Source organism: Roseovarius amoyensis, from assembly GCF_003260265.1.
Taxonomy (GTDB): domain Bacteria; phylum Pseudomonadota; class Alphaproteobacteria; order Rhodobacterales; family Rhodobacteraceae; genus Roseovarius; species Roseovarius amoyensis.
The window spans coordinates 1-24,738 of the sequence record NZ_QITQ01000034.1 but is presented as its reverse complement, the minus strand read 5'-3'; the positions used below and the strand labels follow the sequence as shown (position 1 = coordinate 24,738).

Here is a 24,738-nt window from a genome sequence, read left to right as displayed (position 1 = left end):
CTTGAGCGCGTCGTTATAGGCAGGCCAGTTCGTAGTCTTGTAAGTAGGGGATTGGGTCTGCTCATGCACGTCAGCTATCACACTGGATTCCTGAGATGAATCCCCTGCGGGTTTGTGCAGCAAAGCCGTTTGGGGCCGGGCCACGGGCATGACCGGCTTTGACGATTCAGCGCTTGACGATTTCGCCGCGCGCCTCGACCGCTCTGACGACATCCATGCCACGCTCATGCCGCTGATCGCCTCGAAGCCTTTCGCGCATTGGGCAAAGGTATTTGCGGCCGAAGACGTGCCCTTCTCCCCGGTCAACGGGCTGGACGACCTGGCCCGGGACCCGCAACTGAAGGCGCGCGGTGTCGTGCGCACGGTCGGCGAGACGCAGGTGTTGGCCTTCCCGGTGCAGATGGAGGGTATGGGCGCCCCGGCGGGTCAGGTCCCGGCGATCGGTGAACATCAGGCCGAGATACTGAAACAATCAGAAGAGGCGGAGTGAGGACCGATGCAATTCGAACTGGACGACTGGCAGGAAACCGCGCGACGCAGCTTTCGCAAGTATCTTGATGCCGAAGTGGCGCCGCTGGTCGAAGACCACGAGGGTGCCCATCGTATGCCGCCGCCAGAAGTGTTGCAGAAGATGGGCGAGTTCGGCTTGCTGGGCGGCCTTTTGCCCGAGGACCAGGGCGGTGCGGGGCTCGACTATCTCACCTATTGCACGCTCCTGTGCGAGCTGTCGCAGGTCTGGCCGTCGCTGCGCAGCATCGTCAGTACGTCGAACCTTGTCCTGATGATCGTCGCGCAGCGTGGCACGCCGGAGCAGCAGCAAAGATGGCTGGACGACCTGGTTTCGGGTCGCAAGACAGCCTTCTTCGCGCTGACCGAGCCGAACGTAGGCTCGGACGCCAGCAACGTCGAAATGCGGGTCCGGCGCGACGGCGATGGCTGGCGGCTGAACGGACGCAAGCTTTATATCTCGAACGGGACCGGGGCCGATCTGGGGGTGGTCTTCGCGCGATCTGGCGAAGGTGACAGCGCGGGCGTTTCGGCCTTCGTGGTCGAGGCGGGCACGCCGGGGTTCTCGACCCGCGAGGTGCGCAGCATGGGCATGAACGCCTGCCCCTTGGGCGAGTTGCTTTTCGAGGACGTGACACTGCCCGCGGGGCACCTGATCGGCGCCGAGGGCGAGGCCTTCGCTATTGCCAAGCACTATCTGAACGTGGGCCGCTGTTTCGTTTCCTTCACCTGCCTTGGCCTGTCGATCGCAGCCTATGAGGCGGCGCTGCGCTATGCCGGCGAGCGCGAGCAGTTCGGGCGCAAGATCGGAGGATTCCAGCTGGTGCAGCAGATGATCGCCGACATGATGACCGGCGTGGAAACCTCGCGGCTTCTGGCCTGCCGGGCGGCCGATGCGCTGGACCGCGGCGCGCCGGATCGCTCACGGGCCTGTTCCATGGCCAAGCGCCACAATTCCGATACCGCACTCCGGGTGTGCGAAACCGCCCTGCAGGTGCACGGCGGGGCAGGCTACACCCGCGATTTCCCGGTCGAGCGCTACTATCGCGACGTGCGTCATCTGACGATTGCGGAAGGCACAAACCAACTTCAGGCGCTGCTTCTGGCGCAGGGGGCACTGGGCATCTCGGCCTTGCGGGGCTGATCGTTTCGCCCCACCGCCCCGCAGATTAGCCGCCGGCGTGAATTCTGACAGACGTCCGGGGCCGGGGAAATGGTTTCCCCGGGTCTGGCCGCCAAATTCTGCTGGTGGCCGGGGCATTGTCAGAGAACTCTGTCACCGATGCCACCTGACATTGTCCCGGCAAGGACTCTTTTCAGACCCGCGACAGGTCCAGATCAGGGCGGTTCATGTTCTTGAGCCGCCCATCGCCTCGGTCCGCACCTGTCTGGATGACGGGGCCGTCGCCAATCTGCGCGCCGGCGCGCAAGATGCACTGGCCGCGCGCGTGATGGATCACCCGGAAATCGAGGCCGCGCTGCTGTCGGGCAATCCTCCGCACAGCATCATTGCCGATGCCGAAAAGACCGGCGCAGACTGCATCATCGCCGGCTCGCACAGACCGGGTTTGCGTGACTACCTGCTCGGCTCGACGGCCGCGCGGGTGGTGCGTCATGCCCCTTGTGCGGTGCATGTGTTGCGCCAATAGGGGGCGCCGCCCGGAAACATGAAAGCCGCCCCGGATCGAACCGGAGCGGCTTTGTTAATCCCCTGGACTTGGCAGCCCGGGATTATTCGCTGAGCGACGACAGGTAGGCAAAGAGGTCCTTCGCGTCGTCTTCCTTGCGGACCTTGTAAGTCATCTTGCCGCGACCGCTCTCGCCGGTGGTCTCTTTCAGCCAGCCGGTGGGGTCCTGCACATAGCCGACAAAGTTTTCTTCGGTCCACTCGATGCCCTGGGCATTGGCGGCGGCCAGCAGATCGGAATAGCGGAAATCTTCGACCGACCCGGCCACATGGCCGGCAACGCCGAACAGGTTCGGCCCGGTGCGTCCGCCCTTGACGATCGTCTCGTCGGGCGATTCAATCGCGTGGCAGGATTTGCACTTCTTGAATTCCTTCTCGCCCTTTTCCGCGTCACCATCGGCATGGGCCGGCAGTCCGAGCGCGATCGTGGCGAGAACTGCTGCAATCTTGAATTTCATGGATGCCTCCCGAATTTGATCCGGCACCAGTCATCTAGGATGGCAGGCATGGTGTCAACGTCGCATCGGCCCGATTCCCTGCGGCAGGCGACCGCATGCGCCAGGAGGTTCGCACCGGTGCTGGTCTCGACAACCGATGCCGTATAATAGTCCGCATACCACCGAACGACCAAACCCCCGAGAACCGGATGAACGACAGCCAACTCCCCGCGTCCTGCAGCCCTGACAACGATCGCCCCACCGGCGAGATGATCCCGGCTTGGGTCGGCGACGAACTGACCCCTGTGGAAAAGCTCGAGGTGCACCGTCGCGGGCTCAGGCATATGGCGGTGTCGGTGTTCGTGATCTGCGGTGACGAGATGCTGATCCAGCGTCGCGCGCTGGGCAAGTATCATACGCCGGGATTGTGGGCCAACACCTGCTGCACCCATCCCCGCTGGGGCGAAAGCGCCGAGGATTGCGCCCTCCGCCGTCTGGAAGAGGAGTTGGGCCTTAGGGGGCTTGATTTCGAATGCCGCGGTCGGGTCAGCTATCGCGCCGATGTCGGCGGCGGGCTGATCGAGGACGAGCGCGTCAATATCTTCGTTGCCCGCCCGGCCCAAAAGCCGCACGCTGTGCCCAACCCGGCAGAGGTGATGGATACCGCCTGGGTCGGCCTCACTGATCTGGCAGAGCGGACCCAGCACCGGCCTGACGACTTTACACCCTGGCTGCGTATCTATCTTGCCGAACATGCCGCGCAAATCTTTGCCTGACTGCTGCTGCTGCTGGCTGGCCGGAACGGGCGATCCGGGCTAGAGGGGGCGCATGGCCACGCTCCTGATCGTCTACCATTCCCGTACCGGCGGCAGCCGCCAGATGGCCGAGGCCGCGGCAGGGGCCGCGCGCGCGGAAACGGATGTCATCCTCAAGACAGCCGACACCGCCGGCCCAGATGACCTGCTCGGCGCCGATGGCTATATCTTCTGCGCGCCCGAAAATCTGGCCGCCATTTCCGGCGTGATGAAGGACTTCTTCGATCGCTGCTACTACCCGGTTCTGGGCCGGATCGAAGGGCGCGCCTATGCCCAGATGGTCTGCGCCGGCTCCGACGGCAGCAACGCGGTGCGCCAGACTGCCCGCATTACCCAGGGCTGGCGGTTGCGCACCGTGCAGGACCCGATCATCGTCTGCACCCATGCCCAGACGCCCGAGGCGATCCTTGCGCCAAAGGCGATCTCCGGGCGCGACCTCGCCCGCTGCCGCGAATTGGGTCAGGCGCTGGCGGCGGGGCTGGCGATGGGGGTGTTCTGAACCCCGGCTGCTTCATCTGGCTGTAAATACCTTCGGGGGGTGCGGGGGGCAGACAGCCCCCCGGCCACGTGCATCATCCGGCGCCGGTGGGCATGGGCAGGGTGCCCGCCTTATAGGCCGACCAGTCGTCGATATCCGGATAGTGCTTGCGCCGCCATGCCCGCACCCGCGGGTTCATCATGCGCCGCCAGACCGGCGGCACCATCGCCATCGCCGTCATCGGTGGATAGCCGGTCGGCAATTGCGGCACCTCATCCTCTGAATAGGACTGCAACAGCGGAAAGCGCCGCGCCGGGTGCAGGTGGTGGTCGGCGTGGCGCTGCAGGTTGATCAGCAGCAGGTTCGACACCCGATGGGTCGAATCCCAGCTGTGTCTCGGCCCGACGGGTTCATACTTGCCCCCGCCCAGGTGCCGGCGCGTCAGCCCGTAATGTTCGACATAGTTGGTCAGTTCCAGCTGCCAGACGGCGACGATCGCCTGAAAGACGAACAGCCCGACCCCCAGCCAGCCGCCCAGCGAAAACGCCACCGCCAGCGCCGCCGCCTGCAGCGCGATATAGCGCCAGAACGGGTTCGACGGATGCCACTCTGACCGGCCTGCGCGGGCCAGCATGGCCCTCTCGGCCCGCCAGGCCGACCCCGGCCCCTGCCACAGCACGCGCGGGAAAAAGCGCAGGAACCCCTCATTATAACGCGCGGTGACGGTGTCGCGGGACGTGCCCACCCAAGGGTGATGGACCAGCAGGTGTTCGGTGCGGAAATGCGAATAGAGCACCATCGCCAGCAGCAGATCGCCCAGCCAGCGCTCGGCCCGCGCCGGCTTGTGGAAAAGCTCGTGCGCATAGACGATGCCGACGGTGCCGGTGGTCACGCCGATGCCGAACATCACCAGGAATTTCTCATAGGTCGGAAAGGCGGCGACATGGGTCAGGTACCAGATGCCGCCGAAAACCAGCACCGCCTCGATCGGGAACCATATCCAGGTCAGCAGCCGGAACCAGAACAGCCGCGTGTCGGGCGTGTCGGGGTCGGGGTTGCGCAGGTCTCGGCCCAGGATCAGGTCAAAGACCGGCATCATTACCCAGCCCCACAGCGGGATCAGCGCGATCCACCAGCCGCCCCGGGTGATCGCCATTGCCGCCAGCGGCACGAATGTCAGCGTGATCCAGTAGGGCCACGCGGCCGGAACGTTCGGACGGGTCATGCGGGGGGCTCCGTATGGCGTGGGGTCAGCGACAGCCAGATGCCATCGCGCCCGCGCACGGTGAGTTGGGCCGCCGGTACGGGTTCGCGCCCCGGCACCAGCGCCACGCGATAGTGGCGCAGGATCATCGCCAGGATCAGCGTACCCTCGGTCATGGCAAAGGCCGATCCGGGGCAGACGCGCGCACCCAGTGAGAACGGGATATAGGCCTTGCGCGAACTTTCGCGCCCCTCCTTGGTGTCCCAGTGGGTCGGGTCGAATTCGTCGGGACGGTCCCACAGCCGTTCGTGGCGGTGCAGGTGCCAGGGGCTGATGACGATCTGCGCGCCCTTTGGCACGGAGCGGCCGCGAAAGGTTTCGGGCTTGACGGCCTCGCGCAGGTACATCGGTACCGGCGGATAAAGGCGCATCGCCTCGCGAAAGACGCCGCGCCACCCGCAGTTTCGAGGCCTTGGAGAAATAGATTTTCTCGGGGTCGATCACCGCCTGTGCCTCGGCCGCCAGGTGGTCCTGCCAGTCGGGGTTCAGCGCCATCAGGTACAGCGCCCAGGCCAGCGCCGCGGCGCTGGTTTCATGCCCCGCCAGCATGAAGATGCCCACCTGGTCGGCCATCTCGGCGGGGGTGAAGGTGGTGCCGTCCTCGGGGTCGGGCGGGGTCGATGATGCGACGCTGACGTTCCCATTCGGCGCCATTGGTGATGAAGCTGGCATGACCCAAGAGCGGCGCCAGCCCTTCGTAAAGCCGCCGCGACTTGGGGAAATCGTTGGGGCGCAGGGTCAGCACCTCGTCGACCAGTGCGGGATCGTTGCACAGGAACGAGGTAAAGAACGGCGTGCGGAACTCTGCCATCCAGGCCCGGTAAAGCCGCGCCGGCTGGGCCGACAGGATGTCCTGGCGAAACCGCAGCAGGTAGGACAGCAACGAAACCCGCTCGGGACGCGGGGTTGGTTTCACCGGCGTGGGGCGGGCATGCGGACACACGGGCGGCGGTGCCAGAGCGATTTCCCTTCGTTGACCGCGCCTGACCATCCGTCCCTCCCCAAGCTACTGATAAACCAAACTGATGGGGCGGTTATAATCCGTGTTCAGCGTACTTTTTTGACATTGGTTAAAAAGCAAAAATATTTTGATTTTGCGTACTTATAATAAGAATAGCTCTAGATGCCCGTGGCCGCCTCATCCCCTCCGACCTGCGGCAAAGGGACGCCTGCAGGCGCGTGGTTGATAGCCTGAATGACGTTTCCGGAATTGAACCCCTCGCAAGATTACCGAGCAATCAAGGCTAAAACGCGCCTTGGCGGCAGGGAGGTGTCCGCGCTTGGGAGGGAGAGGAAAACGCCCGCAAGTCGAATTCGGTATTTACGGCGCAAATTTCAGTCTTGCGGCAATACAAGCAAATTGGTACTCTATTACATAATTAGCAGCTTGCTGTTGAACGGGAGGATCAATGACATGCGTGACAGCTTGAAATCCGGCGTGGAATTCAGCCGCACCATAAAGGTCGACGAGGGCCGTACCATCGGCTTCATGGGCGAGGGGGGGCGCGTATACGCCACGCCCGAACTCGTGCGCGACATCGAACACACCTGCCGCGACCTGATCCTGGAACATGCCGACGCGGGTGAGGATTCGGTGGGAACCGAGGTGGCGATCCGCCACCTGGCGCCGACGCCGCTGGGGCTGGAGGTGACGATCACCGCGACCGTGGCCGAGGTCGACCGCGGCAAGGTCGTTTTCGACATCACCGCCTCTGACCCTGTCGACCGGATCTGCAAGGGCCGCCACGAGCGATATGTCGTCGACGTCGAAAAGACCGTCGAACGCCTGGCAGCCAAGGCAGCCAAGGCGGCGGCCTGAACGGAAGGATGATCCCGACATGACGACGCCGAAAGCCACGTCACGGGTTCCCAGCTACTGCTATCAATGCGTTGCCGGACCCGATCTGCTGCGGGTCAAGGTAACCGACGGCGTCGCCACCGAGGTGCGCCCCGACGATGCCGCCGCCGAGGTTCACCCCGCGGGCGGCAAGGTCTGCGTCAAGGCCTACGGCCTGATCCAGAAGACCTACAACCCCAACCGCATCAAGGTGCCGATGAAACGCACCAACCCGCGCAAGGGGCGCGACGAGGACCCGGGGTTTGTCCCGATCTCATGGGACGAGGCGCTGGATACCGTCGCCGCGCGCCTCAACGTCGCGCGCGAGGCGGGGCTTTTTGACGAGTCGGGCTTTCCCCGCGTCGCGGCCAGCTTTGGCGGCGGCGGCACGCCTACCGCCTATATGGGCACCTTCCCGGCGTTTCTTTCGGCCTGGGGCGCGGTCGACATGAGCTTTGGCTCGGGCCAGGGGGTCAAGTGCTACCATTCCGAGCACCTGTATGGCGAGTTGTGGCACCGCGCCTTTACCGTGTCGCCCGATACGCCATCGGCAGAGCTGGTGATCTCGTTTGGCGCCAATGTCGAGGCATCGGGCGGGGTCTGCGGCATCCGCCGCCACGCCGATGCCCGCGACCGAGGCATCAAGCGCATCCAGGTCGAACCGCATTTGTCGGTCACCGGCGCCTGTTCCGCCGACTGGGTGCCGATCCGACCCAAGACCGACGCTGCGTTCCTCTTTGCGATGGTGCATGTGCTGGTGCATGAAATCGGGCTCGATCGGCTGGACGTGCCGTTTCTCAAGCACACCACCTCGTCGCCCTATCTGATCGCGCCCAACGGCTATTACCTGCGCGACCCGGCTACCGAAAAACCGCTGATATGGGACGCGGGCAAGGGCCGTGCGGTCCCTTATGACACCGAGGGCACCGATCCCGCGCTGATCGGCCCGTTTCAGGTGTCGGGGCTGGAACTGGGCCCCGACGATGTGCGCTGGATGCACGAAGGCGTGGCCTGCCGCACCGCCTTTGATGCGCTGGCCGAACATGTGGCGCCCTACAGCCCCGACTGGGCCAGCGCCATCTGCGACGTCCCCGCCAACCGCATCCGCGAGACGGCAGAGACGTTTCATACCCATGCCCATATCGGCGAAACAACCGAGGTGGGCGGCCGCACCCTGCCATTCCGCCCGGTGGCGATCTCGCTTGGCAAGACCGTCAACAACGGCTGGGGCGGGTACGAATGCTGCTGGGCGCGCACGCTGCTGGCCTGTCTCATCGGCGGGCTCGAAGTGCCGGGCGGCACTCTGGGTACCACCGTGCGCCTCAACCGCCCCGCCGATAACCGCTGGTCCAGCGTGGTGCCCGGGCGCGACGGGTTCATGAACTACCCCATGAACACCACCAAAAAGGGCGAATGGACCACCCAAGGCAAGTCGCGCCACGCCCATCAGGCGCTGGTGCCGCTGGCGGCGAATTCGCCGTGGAGCCATGCGCTGGGCCCCACCCATCTGGCCTGGATGATGCAGAAGGAGGGCTTTGACAAGCTGCCAAAGCCGACGCCCCCCGATATCTGGTTCGTCTACCGCACCAATCCGGCGATCTCGTTCTGGGATACGGCGGCGGTGTCGGACGCGATGGCGAATTTCCCCTTTACGGTGGCGTTCGCCTATACCCCGGACGAAACCAACTGGACCGCCGACATCCTGCTGCCCGAATGCACCGACCTGGAAGGCATGCAACTGATCCGCATCGGCGGGTCGAAATACGTCGAACAGTTCTGGGATCATGCCGGTTTCGCCCTGCGCGAACCCGCGTCAGAGCCGCAGGGCGAGGCGCGCGATTTCAGCTGGATCTCGACCGAGCTGGCGCGCCGCACCGGCCTGCTGGAACAGTATAACGAGGCCATCAACCGCGGCGCCGCCGGGGTGCGGCTGACGGGCAAGGAGTGGGATTTCTCGCTTGCCTCCGACAAGGTGCACAGCGTCGAGGAAATATGGGACGCAAGCTGTCGCGCGGCCAGCGCCGAGGTGACCGACGGCGCCGAAACACAGGGTTTGGACTGGTTCCGCGAACACGGCTTTCGCACCAGGCCCTTTGACCGGCTGCGCTGGTATCTCTACCCGGCGCTGGTCGATCAGGGGCTGCGGTTCGAGCTGCCCTATCAGGAACGTCTATTGCGCATCGGCAAGGAGCTGGAGGCGCGGCTGCACGAGACCGGCATCACCTGGTGGGATCGGCAGCTCAAGGAATACGAGGCGATGCCGCACTGGCAGGACCTGCCCAAGCTGTGGGAGGACGCGCTCGAGGCCGGGTTCGGCGTCGATGTGGGCGACTATCCGTTCTGGCTGCTGACAGCGCGTTCGATGCAGTATTCCTGGGGCGGCAATGCCGGGCTGCAGATGATCCACGAGGTCGCCAGCAACATCGCCGGCCACGGCGGCGTGGTGATGAACCCGCAGGCCGCGCGCAAGCTGGGGCTGAAAGAGGGCGACCGGATCGAGGTGGCCTCGCCCCTGGGCAAGACGAGCGGTGCGGTGGTGCTGCGCCACGGCATCCGGCCCGACACCCTGCTGATGCTGGGCCAGTTCGACCACTGGAAAACCCCCTATGCCAAGGACCTGCATACGCCCAGCATGAATTCGCTGATGCCGATGCTGCTGGATCTGACCGACGCCACTGGGTCGAGCGCCGATCTGGTCAAGGTCAAGGTAACGCCGCTGGAGAAAGACCCATGACACGCTGGGGCATTGTTGCCGATCTCAACCGCTGCGTCGGCTGCCAGACATGCACCGCCGCCTGCAAGCACGCCAATGCCACCGCGCCCGGCGTGCAGTGGCGCAAGGTGCTGGATATCGAGGCGGGTGAATTCCCCGACGTGCGCCGCAGTTTCGTGCCGGTGGGGTGCATGCATTGTGACGACGCGCCGTGCATGGATGTCTGCCCCACGACCGCCACGCGCAAGCGCGAGGACGGGCTGGTCACGATCGACTATGACAAGTGCATCGGCTGTGGCTACTGTATTGTTGCCTGCCCCTATGGCGCGCGATCCAAGGTGACGGAACCGGCGCGCGCCTTTGGTGGCAAGCAGATGCGCCACGAGGCGCTGCGCGAGGACCCCGCGCGCCTGAACGTCGCCCAGAAATGCACCTTTTGCATCGACCGGATCGACGGCGGGCTGGCCCGTGGCGAGGTGCCGGGGCTGGACTCCGAGGCAACGCCGGCCTGCGTCAATTCCTGCATCGCCTCGGCGCTGCATTTCGGCGACCTCAACGACCCCGACAGCAATGTTTCGCACCTGCTGGCCGAGAACGAAAGCTTTACCATGCATCCCGAGCTCGGCACCGGGCCGGGGATTCACTATCTCTACGACCGCGACGACAATGCCGGGTCTGCGGGCGATGCGCCCATCGACGGCCCGCCCGAGATGGTGGCCGAACCGGTGGGCATGGGCGGCGTCGTGCCCAAGCTGCAAAATGTGTGGGACTGGCGTGCGGCCACCAATTTCATCCTTGGCGGCACCGGCAGCGGGCTGGCGGTGGCCGGCGCGGTGGCGGGCGCGCTGCCGCTGGTTTTTGCAGCGGCGCTCATGCACATCGCGCTGGGGTTGTTCGCGGTCTGGCTGGAAATCGGCCGACCGTGGCGGTTTCTCAACGTGTTCCGCCATCCGCAGCGGTCCTGGATGACGCGCGAGGCGCTGGCGGCGATGCCTCTCTTTGCCTGCGGCGGGCTGACGGTGCTGACCGGCCATCCAGCGGCGGTCGCGCTGACCGGCGTGTTCGGGATGATATTCCTGTATTCCCAGGCGCGCATCCTGAACGCGGCCAAGGGCATCCCGGCCTGGCGGCAAAAGGGCACCATCGGGCTGATCGCTGTTACCGGGCTGACCGAGGGCACGGCGGCGCTGACCGCGCTGGCGGGGCTGGCTATGATGGGCGGTCTTGTCGACGTGACGCAGGTGCCGCTGTCGGGGCTTTGCGGCGGGTTGGCCGTGCTGGTGGCGGTGCGCCATGCCGCGTGGCGGTCCTATCGGCGGGGCCTGGGCGAAACCGGCGCGCCGGTGGAAACCTTCAAGGCGCTTGACGGTGCCGCGCTGCGGCTGACCGCCGGGCATCAGATGGTGGTGGTGGCTCTCTTGCTTGGCGCCCTTATCCTGCCTGGCGCGACGGGTGCTGCGCTGGCCGTCGCCGGCGCGGCGGTGGCGCTGGCGTCTGGCTGGGCCTTCAAGGGGGTGCTGATCACCCGCGCGGCATTTGATCAGGGCTATGCGCTGGAACGCTTTCCGGCGCGCGGCGCAGGCAAGCCTGCGCGCGGCGTCAAACCGGGATGGAGCCTGTCATGAACGTCCAAGCTGGTAATCAGCCGGCGGTCGCCGCAACCGGGCTGGGTATGGAACGGTCCTTTGCCCACGAGGTCGAAAAGCTCAAGCTCGGCGCCGGCGACAAGTTCGAGGGCGAGGCGATCGTTGCCGTCACCAAGGCGCTGCTGCAATCGGGCGTCGCCTATGTCGGCGGCTATCCCGGCGCGCCGGTGTCGCACCTGATGGATGTTCTGGCCGAGGCGCGTGGCGCCATACTGGAGCCGATGGGCATCACCTTCGAACAATCGTCGAGCGAGGCCGGCGCGGCGGCGCTGCTGGGGGCCTCGATCAACTATCCGCTGCGTGGCGCGGTGACGTGGAAATCCATCGTCGGTACCAACGTCGCCTCCGACGCGCTGTCCAACGTCGCCTCGGCCGGGGTCAAGGGCGGGGTGTTGATCGTGGTGGGCGAGGACTATGGCGAGGGTGCCAGCGTCATCCAGGAACGCACCCACGCGACCGCGCTGAAATCGTCGATCCCGATGCTGGATCCGCGCTATGACATGGGCCGGTTGGTGGAACTGACCGAACAGGCGTTCGAGCTGTCAGAGGCCGCGCACCTGCCGGTGATCATGAGCCTGCGCATTCGCGCCGCCCACATGACCGGGTCGTTCACCTGCAAGGACAACCGCGCCCCCGAATTCAGCCCGCACAACCCGCTGCCCGGCGCAATCCAGACCACCGATACCATCGTGCTGCCGCCGGCCAGTTATGCCCAGGAACGCGACAAGTTCGAAACCCGCCTGCCGGCGGCGCAGCGTTTCATTGTCGAGCACGGCATTAACGAGGTCTTCGAGGGTCGCCGTGCGCGGCTGGGCATCGTGTTGCAGGGCGGCACGCATGGTTCGGTCGTCCGCGCGATGAACCTGCTGGGCGCAACCGGACCGGATGGCGAAACGCCGGTGCCGCTGCTGGTGCTCAACGCCATTCACCCGCTGGTGCCCGACCAGATCGCCGACTTCATGAAAGACAAGGACGCGGTGCTGGTTGTCGAAGAGGGCAACCCCGCCTTCATCGAGCGCGAAATCCGCGAAATCCTGCATCGCCGCGGGCTGCCCTGCCGGCTGCGGGGCAAGGACATCCTGCCAATGGCGGGGGAATACACGCTGGACGTGGTGCGCCGGGGCATCGGCACCTTCCTGAACGAAGAGGACAACGGCAAGGACGGGCTGGGCCCGGTCGCCGCAGAGGCGCTGGAGGCGCTCGATGCAGCCAGGGCCGAAACCCGCGCCGCGCTGGACGCCACCGCGCCGCCGCCGCGACCGCCGTCGTTCTGTACCGGCTGCCCCGAACGCCCGGTCTTTACCGCGTTGAAGCTGTTGCAGCGCGAGCGGGGCAAGTTCCATGTCTCGTCCGACATCGGCTGCAACACCTTCTCGACGCTGCCGCCTTTCAACACCGGCTCGACGGTGCTGGGCTACGGGCTTAGCCTCGCCTCCGGCGGTGCGGTGGCGCCGCCGCTCAATCAACCGGCGGTGGCGGTGATGGGCGATGGCGGGTTCTGGCATGGCGGGCTGACCACGGGGGCGGCCAACGCCCACTGGAACGGACATGAATCGGTGCTGGTGGTGCTGGAAAACGGCTATGCCTCGGCCACCGGACAACAACACGTGCCCTCGACCGGGTCGACCGCCTGGGGCCGGCCGGTCAAGCTGTCGATCGAGCGGGTTCTGCGCTCGATGGGCATTGGCTGGATCCGGCGGGTGAACGCCTACAAGGTGTCGAAATCCCTGCGCGCGCTGCGCGCCGCGCTGGACGCCAGGGGGCAGGGGCTGAGGGTCGTGATCTCTGACGAGGAATGCATGCTGGCCCGCCAGCGCCGGGAAAAACGCCTGAGCGCCACGCGCGAGGCCGCCGGCAAGGCGGTAAAGCGCGAACGTTTCGGCGTCGACGAAGAGGTGTGCAGCGGCGATCATTCCTGCATGCGCCTGTCGGGGTGTCCGTCACTGACCTTGCGGCGTGGGCAGGACCCGCTGAAGGACGGGCCGGCGGCGGTGGTCGATCCAAGCTGCGTGGCCTGCGGTCTATGCGGCGAGGCGGCGCACGCCGCGGCGCTTTGCCCGTCGTTCTATCGCGCACGCACGGTTCGGAACCCCGGCGTGCTGGCGCGGCTGCGCCATCGCACCGAAAACGGGCTCTTGCGGATCATGGGGGCATCATGAGCAGCACAGCAAACCGGCCAGTCTGTATCCTGATCAGCGCGCTGGGCGGGCAGGGCGGGGGCGTCCTGGTCGACTGGCTGGTATCGGCGGCGCGGGCCGAGGGGCTGGCGGCGCAGGCGACCTCGATCCCTGGCGTGGCGCAGCGGACCGGCGCCACCACCTATTACTTCGAGGTTTACCCCCGGCGCGACGATGCCGGCGCGCGGCATTTTTCTATCTACCCCGCCGCCGGGTCGGTCGACCTGCTGTTATCGTTCGAACCGATGGAGGCCGGTCGTGCCATGGCCGGCGGGCTGGTGGGGGGGGAAACCACCGTCATCACTGCCCGTGACCGGGTGATCAGCACCGCTGAAAAGGTGCTGCCTGGCAATGGTATCCTGGATGCCGCGCCGGTGCTGGAGGCGCTGGACCAACTGGCGCGCAGCGTGCAGACGATCGACCTGAGGACGGCAGCCGAGGAAACCGGCGCCGCCCCCAACGCACTGATGTTCGGGGCGCTGTCGGCCAGCGGCGTGCTGCCTTTCGGGTACGAGGCCTGCCGCGCCGCGATCGCCGGGTCGGGCAAGGCGGTCAAGGCCAACCTGGCTGGGTTCGAGGCCGGCCGCGCCCTGCCGAAAACCGCACCAGACCCGGCCGCGGCCGAGGGGGCGGGTTTCGACCCCGCGCCGAAAACCCTGGCGGCAGAGGTGGAAAAGCTGCCGATGCCGGTGCAGGCCATGGCCGGGCACGCCTGCGCCCGCCTGGCCGATTACCAGAACGACGCCTATGCCCGGCTCTATCTTGACCGGCTGGGTCGCGTAGCGGCGGTCGACAGTGCCGAAAATGGCTGGCGGCTGACGCAGCTTGCAGCGCGGCGGCTGGGGGCATGGATGGCGTTCGAGGATGTGATCCGCGTGGCGCAGCTGAAAACCCGGCCCGGGCGGCTGGCGCGCATCCGCCGCGAACTGGGTGCGCCCGCCGGCGCGCCACTGACGGTTCACGAATTCCTCAAACCCGGCCGCGAAGAGCTGATCGGGCTCCTGCCCGCACCCTTCGCCCCTCTCCTGGGGCGCGAAAGGCCGGTGGTCTACGGGCGTGGGCTGGCGATGAGGCTGCGCACCACCGGCCCCCTGGGCTGGCTGTCGCTGAGGCTTTTGTCGCGGCTGCGCGGCTGGCGGCCTTGGACGGCACGCTACAGGCAGGAACAGGCGATGATCGGGCAGTGGGTCGATGCGATGCTTGCGGCAGCCAGAGAGGATTATGGACTTGCCTGCGACACCGCCGAGTTGGCGGCATGGGTGCGCGGGTATGGGGAGACTCGCCATCGCGGCTTCAGACATATCGGACGGATGTTGGAGGAGTTTTCCGCGCGCCTGGCAGCAGACAGTGCCGCATTGGCGGAATCGGTCAGGGCGGGACTGGAGGCCGCCCACTCGGACCAGGATAGGGAGGTCAAGCCATGACAGTGGCAGAGAAGACAAGAATCGAAACCGGCGATGATGGTTTCATGCTGGACCGTGCGACCGAGACGATGCCGCGCGACAAGTTGCGCGAGCTGCAGCTGGAACGGCTGAAATGGTCGCTGGGGCATGCCTGTACGAATTCGCCTTTTTACGCCAAGGCGTTCGCGGAGGCGGGGGTAAAGCCCGAGGATCTGAAATCACTCGACGACCTGCGGCGCTTTCCGTTCACGCTCAAGACCGATCTGCGCGACACCTATCCCTTTGGTATGTTCGCCGTGCCGCGCACCGAACTGCGGCGGCTGCACGCCTCGTCCGGAACCACCGGCAAGCCGACCGTGGTCGGCTATACCGCGGGCGATATCGACCGCTGGGCCGACCTGATGGCGCGGTCGATGGCTTCGGGCGGTGCGCGGCCGGGCGACGTGGTGCACAACGCCTATGGCTATGGCCTGTTCACCGGGGGACTGGGTATGCATTACGGCGCCGAGCGGCTGGGCTGTACCGTCGTGCCGATCTCGGGCGGTGGTACCGAACGGCAGATCATGCTGCTGCAGGATTTCGCCTCGCGGGTGCTGTGCGCGACGCCGTCCTACGCGCTGAACCTGGCCGAGTCGGCGATGCAGATGGGGGTCGATCCGGCAACTCTGCCGGTCAGCTGCGGAATTTTCGGCGCCGAACCCTGGACTGAGGAAATGCGCGCCGAACTCGATCGGCAGTTCGGGATCAGGTCGGTCGATATCTACGGGCTGTCCGAGATCATGGGGCCGGGCGTGGCCTGCGAATGCGATCACGCCCGAGAAGGCCTGCACGGATGGGAAGATCACTTCCTGTTCGAGATCATTGACCCCGAGACCGCAGAGACCCTGCCGATGGGCGAAATCGGCGAGCTGGTGATCACCACCCTGACCAAGGAGGCGCTGCCGATCATCCGGTACCGCACGCGCGACATCACCCGCCTCACCGACGAGCCCTGCGGCTGTGGGCGCACGCATCTGCGCATCGAGCGCATCACCGGGCGCGACGACGAAATGATGATCATCCGCGGCGTCAACGTCTATCCCAGCCAGGTCGAGGCCGCGTTGGTGGGTGCGCCCGGGCTGGCGCCGCATTACCAGATCGTGCTCGAACGCGAGGGTGCGATGGACGCGATGTCGATCGAGGTCGAGGTCGTCGTGGGCGCGGCCGAAAGCGACGACGACCACGACCGCATCGCCGCCGATGTGCGCCACCGCATCAAGGGGCTGATCGGCGTCACCTGCAAGGTGCGTGCGCTGCCGCCGGGTTCGGTGCCGCGTTCGCAGGGCAAGGCGGTCAGGGTCAGGGACATGCGCAAGAAGAGCTGAATACCGCGCACCACGGAACATGAAAAACAGGTGAATTCCAAAACAAAAACAAGTATAATGGTACGATTATACATAATTACAGGCGTTCGAAACCTGCAACAATAGTGGAGGAACAGAAAATGAGACTAACCAACCTTTCAAGGGCGATGACCCTGACGCTGGGGGCGGCGGTCGCCGCGCTGGCGCTGCCGGCCCAGGCCGATATCAAGATCGGCAGTTCGCTGGCCCAGACCGGCCCGGCGTCCTTCCTCGGCGATCCCGAGGCCAAGACGCTGAAAATGCTCGTCGAAGAGCTTAACGCCAATGGCGGCGTCAACGGCGAGATGATCGAACTGGTCATGTACGACGACGGCGCAGACGCCAACAAGGCGCGCACCTTCGCGACAAGGATGGTCGAGGATGACGAAGTCGTCGCCGTCGTCGGCGGATCGAGCACCGGCGCCACCATGGCGATGATCCCGGTGTTCGAGGAGGCCGGAATCCCCTTCATCTCGCTTGCCGGCGCGGTGGTGATCATCGACCCGGTCAGGAAATGGGTGTTCAAGACCCCGCACACCGACCGCATGGCCTGCGGCAAGATCTACGAGGACATGAACAAGCGCGGCATCAGCAAGATCGGCATCATCGGCGGCACCGGAGGCTTCGGCAAGTCGATGCACGGCCAGTGTGTCGATGTCGCCCCTGATTACGGGATCGAGATCGTAGCCCAGGAAACCTACGGGCCCAAGGATGCGGACATGACCCCGCAGCTGACCAAGATCGCCGGCGCCGAGGGCTTGCAGGCGGTGCTCAACCCCGGCTTCGGTCAGGGCCCCGCGATCGTGACCCGCAACTATGCCCAACTCGGCATCGACGTGCCGCTCTATCAGTCGCATGGCGTGGCCTCGAAGAGCTTTATCGATCTGGCCGGCGACGCGGCCGAGGGCGTGCGTCTGCCCGCCTCGGCGCTGCTGGTGGCCGACAAGCTGCCCGACAGCGATCCGCAGAAATCGGTCGTGGTGGGCTATCGCGACGCCTACATGGCAGCCACGGGTGATTCGGTTTCGACCTTCGGCGGCCATGCCTATGACGGCTTCAAGATGGTGATTGCGGCAATCGAGCGGGCCGGTTCTTCGGACCCGGCGGCGATCCGTGACGAGATCGAAAAGACCACGGGTTTCATCGGCACAGCGGGCGAGGTCAACATGTCTGCCGACGACCATCTCGGGCTTGACCTGACGGCGTTCCGGATGCTCGAGGTCAAGAACGGCGAGTGGACGCTCGTCGAATGATTGCGCCGGCGGGGGCGGCCAGGCGCCGCCCCCGCCCAACAACGACAGACTCATCGACAGGCGGGGCTGGCACATGTCCGAATTTCTGCAGTTTCTTTTCTCCGGCATAACCGTCGGATCGGTCTATGCGCTGGTCGCGCTGGGCTTTATCCTGATTTTCAACGCCTCGGGCGTGGTCAATTTCGCGCAGGGCGAATTCGTCATGCTGGGCGGGATGATCACCTATTTCACCTATTCCGCGGGGGTGCCGCTGGCGGCCGCGGCGGTGTTTGCGATCCTCGTCACCTGCTTGGCGGGGGTTGCGCTGAACAAGCTGGCGATAGGGCCGGCGCGCGGTGCCTCGGTGGTGTCGCTGATCATCATCACCATCGGCGCGTCGATCTTTCTGCGCGGGCTGGCGCAGGTGGTCTTTGACAAGCAGCTGCACCGCTTCCCCAGCATCTCGGGCGACGATCCGATCTCGATCGGCGGCGCGACCATCCTGCCGCAAAGCCTGTGGATCATCGGCGGTGCGCTGGGCGCGTTCCTGGCGCTCTATCTCTTCTTTTCGCACACGCTGACCGGCAAGGCGGTGCTGGCCACTGCCAACAACAAGCTGGCCGCGCAACTGGTGGGCATCGGCACCAACAACATGATGACGCTCAGCTTTGCGCTGTCGGCGGCTGTTGGCGCGCTTGGCGGTGTACTGATGACGCCGGTGACGCTGACCAGCTACGACGTCGGGCTGACGCTGGCGCTCAAGGGGTTTGCGGGTGCCATCCTGGGCGGCATGGGCAGCCCGTTCGGTGCGCTGGCGGGCGGTCTGCTGGTCGGCCTGATCGAGGCGATGACCGCGGGCTATATCAGTTCTGAATACAAGGACGCGGTGGCCTTCATCGTCATCCTGCTGGTGCTGTTCGTGATGCCCAACGGGTTGTTCGGGCGCAGCGCCCTGGAAAGGGTGTGAACCGATGAACGGCATTTCCGTCCGTACCGCCACCCTGCTGGCCCTGGCCGTGATCATCCTGCTGGCGCCGGTGTTGTTTCCATCCAGCTTTTACTACCGTGTCGGCGCGCTGATCTTTATCAACGGGCTGGCGGCGATGGGGCTGGTGGTATTGGTGGGCTATGCCGGCCAGGTCAGTCTTGGCCACGCCGGGTTTTCCGGCATCGGCGCCTATGCCTGCGCGTTGGGGCCGGTGCATCTGGGCCTGCCACCGCTTGTTTGCGTGGCGCTGGGCGCGGCGGTGTCGGGGCTGCTGGCGTTTCTGGTGGGCCGTCCGATCCTGCGGCTGAAGGCGCATTACCTGGCCGTGGCCACGCTGGGGCTGGGCATCCTGATCTACATGGTGATCAACAACGAAGGCTGGCTGACCGGCGGTCCCGACGGCATGACCGTCCCGTCACTGGGCGTGCGCAGCCTGCTGAAGGGGTACGGTATCAAGGTCACCTCGTCCGAGATGTGGTACTGGATCAGCGGCGTGGTGTTGTTGGCGGGCGCCTTTGTCGCGCTCAACCTGCACAACAGTCCCGCCGGGCGCGCGCTGCGCTCGTTACACGACAGCGAGGTCGCCGCCAGCACCATCGGCATCGACGTGGCGCGGATGAAGCTGACGGCGTTCGTCATCTCGGCGGTTTATGCCTCGGTCGCGGGGTCGCAGGTGGCGCTGATGAACCGGTTCGTCACCCCGGACGTGGCGGGTTTCATGCATTCGGTCGAACTGCTGACAATGACGGTGCTGGGCGGCGCCGCATCGGTGCTGGGTGCTGTGGTGGGTGCCACGATACTGACCGCGCTGCCGCAGGTGCTGACCGTGTTTGAGGATTTCGAACACGTGCTGCTGGGCCTGATCATGATGCTGGTGATGATTTTCCTGCGCGAGGGGCTGGTGCCATCGCTGGCGCGGCGCATGCGGAGGAGTGCGCCATGACGATACTGGAGGTAGAGGGGCTGGGCATCGATTTCGGCGGTCTGACCGCCGTGGGCGGGGTCAGTTTCGGGGTCGGGTCCGGTGAGATCGTTTCGGTCATCGGCCCCAACGGCGCCGGCAAGACGACGCTGTTCAACATGATCTCGGGCATCTATCGGCCCTCGCGCGGGCGGATCATGCTGGAAGGGCGCGACATCACCGGCGTCGCCAGTCACAAGCTGGCGGCGATGGGCATGTCGCGCACATTTCAGAATCTGATGGTATTCCAGCAGATGACGGTGCTGCAGAACGTGATGGCGGGCCGCCACCTGACCGAAGGCGTGCATGTGCTGACCGACCTGCTGGGGCTGCCCGGGTCGTGGCGGCGCAACCGCGAATCCGAGCGCGAGGCGATGCGCCTGCTGGAACTGGTCGGCCTTGAACGCGGCGCCTGGCGAGAGGCGTCAGAACTGTCCTATGGCGCGCTCAAGCGGCTGGAGATCGCGCGGGCGCTGGCAACACAGCCCAAGCTGCTGCTGCTCGACGAACCGGCGGCGGGCTGCAACGCGGTGGAAACGCAGGAAATCGACGGACTGATCTCGGACATCGCCGGTACTGGCGTGTCGATTCTGCTGGTCGAGCACGACATGAAGCTGGTGATGAAGATTTCGGGCCATGTGGTGGTGATGGACCAGGGCGAAAAGATCAGCGAGGGCCGCCCCGAGGCCGTGGCGCATGATCCCCGCGTCATCGAAGCCTATCTCGGAACCGAGGCGGAAGGAGCCAAAGAGCATGCTTCAGGTTGAAAATCTCAGCAGCTGCTATGGCCGGATCGAGGTCTTGCACGGGGTCGACCTCGAGGTGCATTCCGGCGAGATCGTCAGCGTCGTCGGCGCCAACGGTGCCGGTAAGACCACGCTGCTGAAATGCCTTTCCGGCGTGCAGCCGGCCAGCGGCGGCAAGGTGCATTTCAGGGGCGAGGATATCTCGACGCGGCCCGCGCACCGGCGCACCTCGCTTGGGCTGGCACAGGCGCCCGAGGGGCGGCAGATATTCACCAATCTCACGGTCGAGGAAAACCTGCGCCTGGGCGCCTATCTGTTCAATGACGACCGCATTGACAAGGACATGGAAGATGCGTTTCGCCTGTTTCCGATCCTCAAGGAGCGGCGCAACCTGTCGGCCGGCGGGCTGTCGGGCGGTCAGCAGCAGATGCTGGCGGTGGCGCGCGCGCTGATGAGCCGGCCCAGCTGCTTGCTGCTGGACGAGCCCAGCATGGGGCTGGCCCCCAAGCTGGTCGAACAGATCCTCGACGTGGTGAAGAACCTGCGCAGCCTCGAGGTGACGGTGCTGATGGTCGAACAGAACGCCCTGGCCGCGCTGGGGATATCGGACCGCGGCTACGTCATGGAAACCGGTCGCATCGTGATGTCCGGCCCGGCCGAGGAACTTATCGCCGACGAGGGCGTGCGCGAGGCCTATCTGGGCATCTGATCGCTTTGCCCCGGCTTTGATCCGGGGCGTATATGGCACGATCTTCTGTGGCGCTATACCGGGGCGGATTCGGTATGGCTGGCATCGCCGCCGGCGGCATCTTGCGGTGCGGTGACGACCCGATACTTGCCCATCTGCTTGACCATCGTCGCCAGCGTGATCGAGCCATAGGTGGCGTTGGCCATTTCCTTGATTTCGCGATTGACGTCGTAAAGCGCCCATTCCGGGGCGGTGGCCTCGGTCGGGTCGCCCAGCTTGCAAGAGGCTGACGTGTCCTCGAACAGCTCGATCACGTCGAGCAGCGTGATGCGCCGCGGGCTGCCGCTGAAGCTGTAGCCGCCACCGACGCCGCGGGTCGATTTCACCAGCCCCGCGCGCCCCAGCGTGTTCATCACCTTGGCCAGGTGATGCGACGAGACGCGGAATTTCTGCCCGATGTCCGAGACAGAGACCTGCCGCTCGGGGTCGGAGGCCAGCTCGATCAGGGCCAGGATGGCGATGCGTGTCGATTGCTGCACTTTTTCAGTCCTTTTGCTGCCGCGGCCTGCCCGGCCGCCCTCCAGTCAGGTTTCCAGCTCCATTTCAAGCTGGATGTAGGGGCCCGCGCGCATGCCTTCGCTGCGGAAGAAGGCCATTACCAGACGGTTGTCGCGTGAAACCATGGTGCGGATGGTGTGGATGCCGGTGGCGCGGATGCGCCCGGTGATGTCCTGAAACAGCCGCTCGCCGATCCCGCTGAGCCGCAAGTCGGGGTCCACGGCAAAGCCGAATATCCAGCCGCAGGGTTCTGACCCGAATTCCCAGGCCCGCACCTCGCCGATGACGTAGCCCGCGATGCGGCCGGCGTCCTTGCCGTTCTCGGTTTCGGCGACAAGAAAGAACCGTTCCTCCAGCCGGCGCGTGGCGAAACGCTCGTACAGGTCGTCCCAGTAGTCCGGCTTGGGCCGCCCCGTGATGCGCCCGTCGAGATCGACAAGGTGTCTCAGATCGTCCCGCGTCGCCCGACGAATGACAATCGGCGGCATACGGGTTTCGGTCGTCTGTGGCGAGTTGTCGTCCATACCGCTTCCCTTCGTCGCCGACCCCTGGCAGGCCGGTCGTAGCGGCATATAGCATGCCCCCGCCGACCGGCAAACAGGCACCCATCATGCGCCAATGTGGCACCACATCCCCTCTGGCAACTAAAATGGTATTGTGGTACTGTTTTCCCGAGTTTAACAGGAAAACCACGGAAGCACAATAATGAAGCGCATGATCCGCCTCAAGGTCAATGGGAAAATCCGCGAAGACGTGATCGACGACGCCACGCTGCTGATCGACTATCTGCGCGATCAAAAGGGGCTCACGGGCACCAAGCAGGGCTGCGACGGGGGCGAATGCGGGGCCTGTACTGTGCTGGTGAACGGCCGTGCGGTGCCGTCCTGCGTGACGCTGGCGGCGCGCTGCGAGGGCGCCGAGGTGGAAACCATTGAAGGGCAGGCACAGGCCGGGCGGCTGTCGGCGCTGCAGCGGGCGTTTCACGAAAACCTGGGAACCCAGTGCGGGTTTTGCACACCGGGCATGATCATGGCGGCCGAGGCCTTGCTGCGCCGCGACCCCGATCCCGACGACGCCACCATTCGCGCCGCCATCGCCGGCAATATCTGCCGCTGCACGGGCTATGTGAAGATCGTCGAATCGGTACGCGCCGCCGCCGCTGCGATGGCAGAGGGGGCCGAGGCATGAAGGATCACAGCACCAGCCACACCACCGTCGGGCAACGCCTGCCGCTGATCGACGGTATCGAAAAGGTCACCGGACGGGCCGATTATACCGCCGACCTGGACCCGACGGGCGCATTGGTGGGCCGCATCCTGCGCTCGCCCGTCAGCCACGGTCGCATTTTGCGCATCGACACCACCGTCGCCGAGGCCCTGCCGGGCGTGATCGCGGTCGTCACCGGCGCAGATTGCGATGTCACCTATGGCGTCATTCCCATCGCCATGAACGAATACCCGCTTGCGCGCGAGCGCGTACGCTATCGCGGCGAACCGGTGGCGGCGGTCGCGGCTGAGGATGCACGCACGGCCGAGGCCGCGCTGGACCTCATCGAGGTCGAGATCGAGGAACTGCCCGCCTACGGCACCGCCGCCGAGTCGCGTGCCGAGGGCGCGGTGCTGCTGCACGACAACAAGCCCGGCAACATCGAACGCGAGGTGCACCATGAATTCGGCGACCCCGCGGCGGGCTTTGCCGAGGCCGCACTGGTGCGCGAAGAGACGTTCACCTGCGCCGAGATCAACCACGCCCAGATGGAGCCGCACGCCGCCGTGGCCGAATACGACCCCGAACGCGGCCGTCTGACGTTGCATTCCGTCACCCAGGTGCCGTTCTACGTGCACCTGACGCTGGCGCGTTGCCTGGATATGGACCAGTCGCGCATTCGCGTGATCAAGCCCTTTGTCGGCGGCGGCTTCGGGTCCCGCACCGAGGCGCTGAATTTCGAGATCATCGCCGCCTTTCTGGCGCGCAAGGCCGGCGGCCGGGTGATGATGCGCCTGACGCGAGAGGAAACCTTCATCACCCATCGCGGCCGGCCGCAAACCGACGTGCGCCTCAGGCTGGGCATGGCCCGCGATGGCCGTATCACCGCGGTGGAATGCCAGGTGGTGATGGCCGGGGGCGCCTATGCCGGTTACGGCCTTGTCACCATCCTGTATGCCGGGGCGCTGCTGCACGGCATCTATGACACGCCCAACGTCAAGTATGACGGCTATCGCGTCTATACCAACCGCCCGCCCTGCGGGGCGATGCGCGGCCATGGCACGGTGGACGTGCGCCACGCGTTCGAATGCCTGCTGGACCGGATGGCGCGCGAGCTGGGCCTCGACCCCTTTGCCGTGCGCCGCGCCAACCTGCTGACCGCACCCACCCGCACCGCCAATGACCTGCTGGTCAATTCCTGCGGGCTGGGTGAATGCCTTGATCGGGTCGAGGCGGCCAGCGGCTGGCGCGAACGGCGCGGCCGGCTGGGGCCGGGGCGGGGGCTGGGCATGGCCGCTTCGCACTATGTCAGTGGCGCCGCCAAGCCGGTTCACTGGACCGGCGAGCCGCACGCCGTGGTGTCGATGAAGCTAGACTTCGACGGGGCCATCACCGCCTTCACGGGTGCCTCGGACATAGGGCAGGGGTCGACCACCATCGTCGCGCTGGCCGCGGCCGAGGTGCTGGGCGTCGACCTGGGCCGCATCCGTGTCATCACCAACGACAGCGCGATCACGCCCAAGGATAACGGGTCGTATTCGTCGCGCGTGACCTTCATGGTCGGCAACGCCGCGATAGAGGCCGCCCAGGCCCTGCGCGCGAAACTGGTCGACGCGGCGGCCGAAAAGCTGGAGGCCGATCCGAACGACATCGATTGCGCTGGCGAACAGTTCACCGTGCGCGGGGCCGTGCAATCGGCGCTGGGCTTTCACGAGGTGGCGCTGGCGGCGCTGGCGCGCGAGGGCACGATCAACGTCAAGGGCGCGTTTTCCTGCCCGCCAGAGGCCCAGGGCGGCAAGCACCGTGGCGGCGCGGTGGGGTCTACCATGGGGTTCAGCTATGGCGCGCAGGTGGCCCAGGTCAGGGTCGATATCGAAACCGGGCTGCCCAACTTCGACAGTTCGCGGCTGATTTTTCCGGATTTCGTTTGGCGCAGGTCAACAAAACAAGGCGTTTTGTATCGCGAAGCGGTAGATTTCGTGGGATCGTTGTTGTGGCACGTGGTGTGATTTT

Annotated in this window: 22 protein-coding genes and 1 pseudogene; 18 read left to right on the top strand and 5 right to left on the bottom strand. The window is 65.6% G+C overall.

Annotated elements, in window-relative coordinates; translation table 11 throughout:
* Positions 1-148 precede the first annotated feature (148 nt).
* The 3 genes from DL899_RS17540 (at position 149) to DL899_RS19495 (ending at position 2,156) form a co-directional block, all read left to right on the top strand.
* The gene (locus DL899_RS17540) at positions 149-490 is read left to right on the top strand and encodes a CoA transferase (RefSeq protein ID WP_111735642.1); all 342 of its coding nucleotides are present in this window, start codon (positions 149-151) and stop codon (positions 488-490) included.
* Positions 491-496: 6 nt separating this feature from the next.
* On the top strand, positions 497-1,651 hold the full coding sequence (locus DL899_RS17535) for an acyl-CoA dehydrogenase family protein (RefSeq protein ID WP_111735641.1): 1,155 nt from the start codon (positions 497-499) through the stop codon (positions 1,649-1,651).
* Between the two features lie 151 nt (positions 1,652-1,802).
* Positions 1,803-2,156: a universal stress protein gene (locus DL899_RS19495; protein WP_162685631.1), complete on the top strand. Its 354-nt coding sequence runs from the start codon at positions 1,803-1,805 to the stop codon at positions 2,154-2,156.
* Positions 2,157-2,238: 82 nt separating this feature from the next.
* Here DL899_RS19495 and DL899_RS17525 read toward each other — a convergent pair whose 3' ends face one another.
* Positions 2,239-2,652, bottom strand: coding sequence for a c-type cytochrome (locus tag DL899_RS17525; protein WP_111735639.1), 414 nt, complete (start codon positions 2,650-2,652; stop codon positions 2,239-2,241).
* Positions 2,653-2,840: 188 nt separating this feature from the next.
* On the opposite strand from DL899_RS17525, the gene idi reads away from it, so the two are divergent.
* On the top strand, positions 2,841-3,407 hold the full coding sequence (gene idi, locus DL899_RS17520; RefSeq protein ID WP_420820999.1) for an isopentenyl-diphosphate Delta-isomerase: 567 nt from the start codon (positions 2,841-2,843) through the stop codon (positions 3,405-3,407).
* Positions 3,408-3,459: 52 nt separating this feature from the next.
* Positions 3,460-3,945 (top strand): flavodoxin family protein, encoded by a 486-nt coding sequence (locus DL899_RS17515; RefSeq protein ID WP_111735638.1) that lies wholly within the window; start codon positions 3,460-3,462, stop codon positions 3,943-3,945.
* A 73-nt stretch (positions 3,946-4,018) separates the two neighbouring features.
* On the opposite strand, the gene DL899_RS17510 is transcribed toward DL899_RS17515, so the two are convergent.
* Together DL899_RS17510 and DL899_RS17505 are read right to left on the bottom strand one after the other, a co-directional pair.
* Positions 4,019-5,149, bottom strand: coding sequence for an alkane 1-monooxygenase (locus tag DL899_RS17510; protein ID WP_111735637.1), 1,131 nt, complete (start codon positions 5,147-5,149; stop codon positions 4,019-4,021).
* Positions 5,146-6,179, bottom strand: a pseudogene (locus DL899_RS17505) (cytochrome P450). The gene DL899_RS17510 and the pseudogene DL899_RS17505 overlap by 4 nt, the downstream one beginning before the upstream one ends.
* A 423-nt stretch (positions 6,180-6,602) precedes the next feature.
* Between DL899_RS17505 and DL899_RS17500 the strand changes: the two are divergent.
* From DL899_RS17500 to DL899_RS17445, 11 genes are all read left to right on the top strand, one after another.
* Positions 6,603-7,007 (top strand): thioesterase family protein, encoded by a 405-nt coding sequence (locus DL899_RS17500; RefSeq protein ID WP_111735636.1) that lies wholly within the window; start codon positions 6,603-6,605, stop codon positions 7,005-7,007.
* A gap of 19 nt (positions 7,008-7,026) precedes the next feature.
* The gene (locus DL899_RS17495; protein ID WP_111735635.1) at positions 7,027-9,759 is read left to right on the top strand and encodes a molybdopterin-dependent oxidoreductase; all 2,733 of its coding nucleotides are present in this window, start codon (positions 7,027-7,029) and stop codon (positions 9,757-9,759) included.
* Positions 9,756-11,363, top strand: a complete 1,608-nt coding sequence (locus DL899_RS19725; protein WP_204355349.1) for a 4Fe-4S dicluster domain-containing protein — start codon at positions 9,756-9,758, stop codon at positions 11,361-11,363. The genes DL899_RS17495 and DL899_RS19725 overlap by 4 nt, the downstream gene beginning before the upstream one ends.
* Positions 11,360-13,543 carry a thiamine pyrophosphate-dependent enzyme gene (locus tag DL899_RS17480; protein ID WP_162685630.1) on the top strand — a complete coding sequence of 728 codons (2,184 nt, stop codon included), beginning with the start codon at positions 11,360-11,362 and terminating at the stop codon, positions 13,541-13,543. The genes DL899_RS19725 and DL899_RS17480 overlap by 4 nt, the downstream gene beginning before the upstream one ends.
* Entirely contained in the window at positions 13,540-14,985 is a 1,446-nt protein-coding gene (locus tag DL899_RS17475; RefSeq protein WP_162685629.1) for an indolepyruvate oxidoreductase subunit beta family protein, read from the top strand. The genes DL899_RS17480 and DL899_RS17475 overlap by 4 nt, the downstream gene beginning before the upstream one ends.
* Positions 14,982-16,328: an AMP-binding protein gene (locus tag DL899_RS17470; RefSeq protein WP_111735632.1), complete on the top strand. Its 1,347-nt coding sequence runs from the start codon at positions 14,982-14,984 to the stop codon at positions 16,326-16,328. Before DL899_RS17475 ends, DL899_RS17470 begins: the two co-directional genes overlap by 4 nt.
* 119 nt (positions 16,329-16,447) lie before the next feature.
* Positions 16,448-17,599, top strand: a complete 1,152-nt coding sequence (locus DL899_RS17465) for an ABC transporter substrate-binding protein (RefSeq protein ID WP_111735643.1) — start codon at positions 16,448-16,450, stop codon at positions 17,597-17,599.
* 73 nt (positions 17,600-17,672) lie between these two features.
* A complete protein-coding gene (locus DL899_RS17460) occupies positions 17,673-18,545 on the top strand; it encodes a branched-chain amino acid ABC transporter permease (RefSeq protein WP_111735631.1) in 873 nt (290 codons plus the stop codon).
* Positions 18,546-18,549: 4 nt separating this feature from the next.
* On the top strand, positions 18,550-19,509 hold the full coding sequence (locus DL899_RS17455) for a branched-chain amino acid ABC transporter permease (protein WP_111735630.1): 960 nt from the start codon (positions 18,550-18,552) through the stop codon (positions 19,507-19,509).
* Positions 19,506-20,294, top strand: coding sequence for an ABC transporter ATP-binding protein (locus tag DL899_RS17450; protein WP_111735629.1), 789 nt, complete (start codon positions 19,506-19,508; stop codon positions 20,292-20,294). The genes DL899_RS17455 and DL899_RS17450 overlap by 4 nt, the downstream gene beginning before the upstream one ends.
* Positions 20,281-20,982, top strand: a complete 702-nt coding sequence (locus tag DL899_RS17445) for an ABC transporter ATP-binding protein (RefSeq protein ID WP_111735628.1) — start codon at positions 20,281-20,283, stop codon at positions 20,980-20,982. Before DL899_RS17450 ends, DL899_RS17445 begins: the two co-directional genes overlap by 14 nt.
* A gap of 53 nt (positions 20,983-21,035) precedes the next feature.
* Here DL899_RS17445 and DL899_RS17440 read toward each other — a convergent pair whose 3' ends face one another.
* Together DL899_RS17440 and DL899_RS17435 are read right to left on the bottom strand one after the other, a co-directional pair.
* Positions 21,036-21,500: an Rrf2 family transcriptional regulator gene (locus DL899_RS17440; protein ID WP_111735627.1), complete on the bottom strand. Its 465-nt coding sequence runs from the start codon at positions 21,498-21,500 to the stop codon at positions 21,036-21,038.
* Positions 21,501-21,545: 45 nt separating this feature from the next.
* The gene (locus tag DL899_RS17435) at positions 21,546-22,043 is read right to left on the bottom strand and encodes a GNAT family N-acetyltransferase (RefSeq protein ID WP_111735626.1); all 498 of its coding nucleotides are present in this window, start codon (positions 22,041-22,043) and stop codon (positions 21,546-21,548) included.
* Positions 22,044-22,224: 181 nt separating this feature from the next.
* Here DL899_RS17435 and DL899_RS17430 point away from each other — a divergent pair, with 181 nt between their 5' ends.
* Entirely contained in the window at positions 22,225-22,707 is a 483-nt protein-coding gene (locus DL899_RS17430; protein ID WP_111735625.1) for a (2Fe-2S)-binding protein, read from the top strand.
* Complete coding sequence (hcrA, locus tag DL899_RS17425; protein WP_111735624.1) at positions 22,704-24,734, top strand: 4-hydroxybenzoyl-CoA reductase subunit alpha; 2,031 nt, start codon at positions 22,704-22,706, stop codon at positions 24,732-24,734. Before DL899_RS17430 ends, hcrA begins: the two co-directional genes overlap by 4 nt.
* Positions 24,735-24,738 lie beyond the last annotated feature (4 nt).

Coding starts and splice junctions, on each gene's coding strand:
- DL899_RS17445 (WP_111735628.1), top strand. CDS start 20,281: ATGCTTCAGGTTGAAAATCTCAGCAGCTGCTATGGCCGGATCGAGGTC.
- DL899_RS19725 (WP_204355349.1), top strand. CDS start 9,756: ATGACACGCTGGGGCATTGTTGCCGATCTCAACCGCTGCGTCGGCTGC.
- DL899_RS17500 (WP_111735636.1), top strand. CDS start 6,603: ATGCGTGACAGCTTGAAATCCGGCGTGGAATTCAGCCGCACCATAAAG.
- DL899_RS17535 (WP_111735641.1), top strand. CDS start 497: ATGCAATTCGAACTGGACGACTGGCAGGAAACCGCGCGACGCAGCTTT.
- DL899_RS17450 (WP_111735629.1), top strand. CDS start 19,506: ATGACGATACTGGAGGTAGAGGGGCTGGGCATCGATTTCGGCGGTCTG.
- DL899_RS17495 (WP_111735635.1), top strand. CDS start 7,027: ATGACGACGCCGAAAGCCACGTCACGGGTTCCCAGCTACTGCTATCAA.
- DL899_RS17460 (WP_111735631.1), top strand. CDS start 17,673: ATGTCCGAATTTCTGCAGTTTCTTTTCTCCGGCATAACCGTCGGATCG.
- DL899_RS17430 (WP_111735625.1), top strand. CDS start 22,225: ATGAAGCGCATGATCCGCCTCAAGGTCAATGGGAAAATCCGCGAAGAC.
- DL899_RS17540 (WP_111735642.1), top strand. CDS start 149: ATGACCGGCTTTGACGATTCAGCGCTTGACGATTTCGCCGCGCGCCTC.
- DL899_RS17510 (WP_111735637.1), bottom strand. CDS start 5,149: ATGACCCGTCCGAACGTTCCGGCCGCGTGGCCCTACTGGATCACGCTG.
- DL899_RS17475 (WP_162685629.1), top strand. CDS start 13,540: ATGAGCAGCACAGCAAACCGGCCAGTCTGTATCCTGATCAGCGCGCTG.
- idi (WP_420820999.1), top strand. CDS start 2,841: ATGAACGACAGCCAACTCCCCGCGTCCTGCAGCCCTGACAACGATCGC.
- DL899_RS17465 (WP_111735643.1), top strand. CDS start 16,448: ATGAGACTAACCAACCTTTCAAGGGCGATGACCCTGACGCTGGGGGCG.
- DL899_RS17435 (WP_111735626.1), bottom strand. CDS start 22,043: ATGGACGACAACTCGCCACAGACGACCGAAACCCGTATGCCGCCGATT.
- hcrA (WP_111735624.1), top strand. CDS start 22,704: ATGAAGGATCACAGCACCAGCCACACCACCGTCGGGCAACGCCTGCCG.
- DL899_RS17470 (WP_111735632.1), top strand. CDS start 14,982: ATGACAGTGGCAGAGAAGACAAGAATCGAAACCGGCGATGATGGTTTC.
- DL899_RS17455 (WP_111735630.1), top strand. CDS start 18,550: ATGAACGGCATTTCCGTCCGTACCGCCACCCTGCTGGCCCTGGCCGTG.
- DL899_RS17515 (WP_111735638.1), top strand. CDS start 3,460: ATGGCCACGCTCCTGATCGTCTACCATTCCCGTACCGGCGGCAGCCGC.
- DL899_RS17480 (WP_162685630.1), top strand. CDS start 11,360: ATGAACGTCCAAGCTGGTAATCAGCCGGCGGTCGCCGCAACCGGGCTG.
- DL899_RS17525 (WP_111735639.1), bottom strand. CDS start 2,652: ATGAAATTCAAGATTGCAGCAGTTCTCGCCACGATCGCGCTCGGACTG.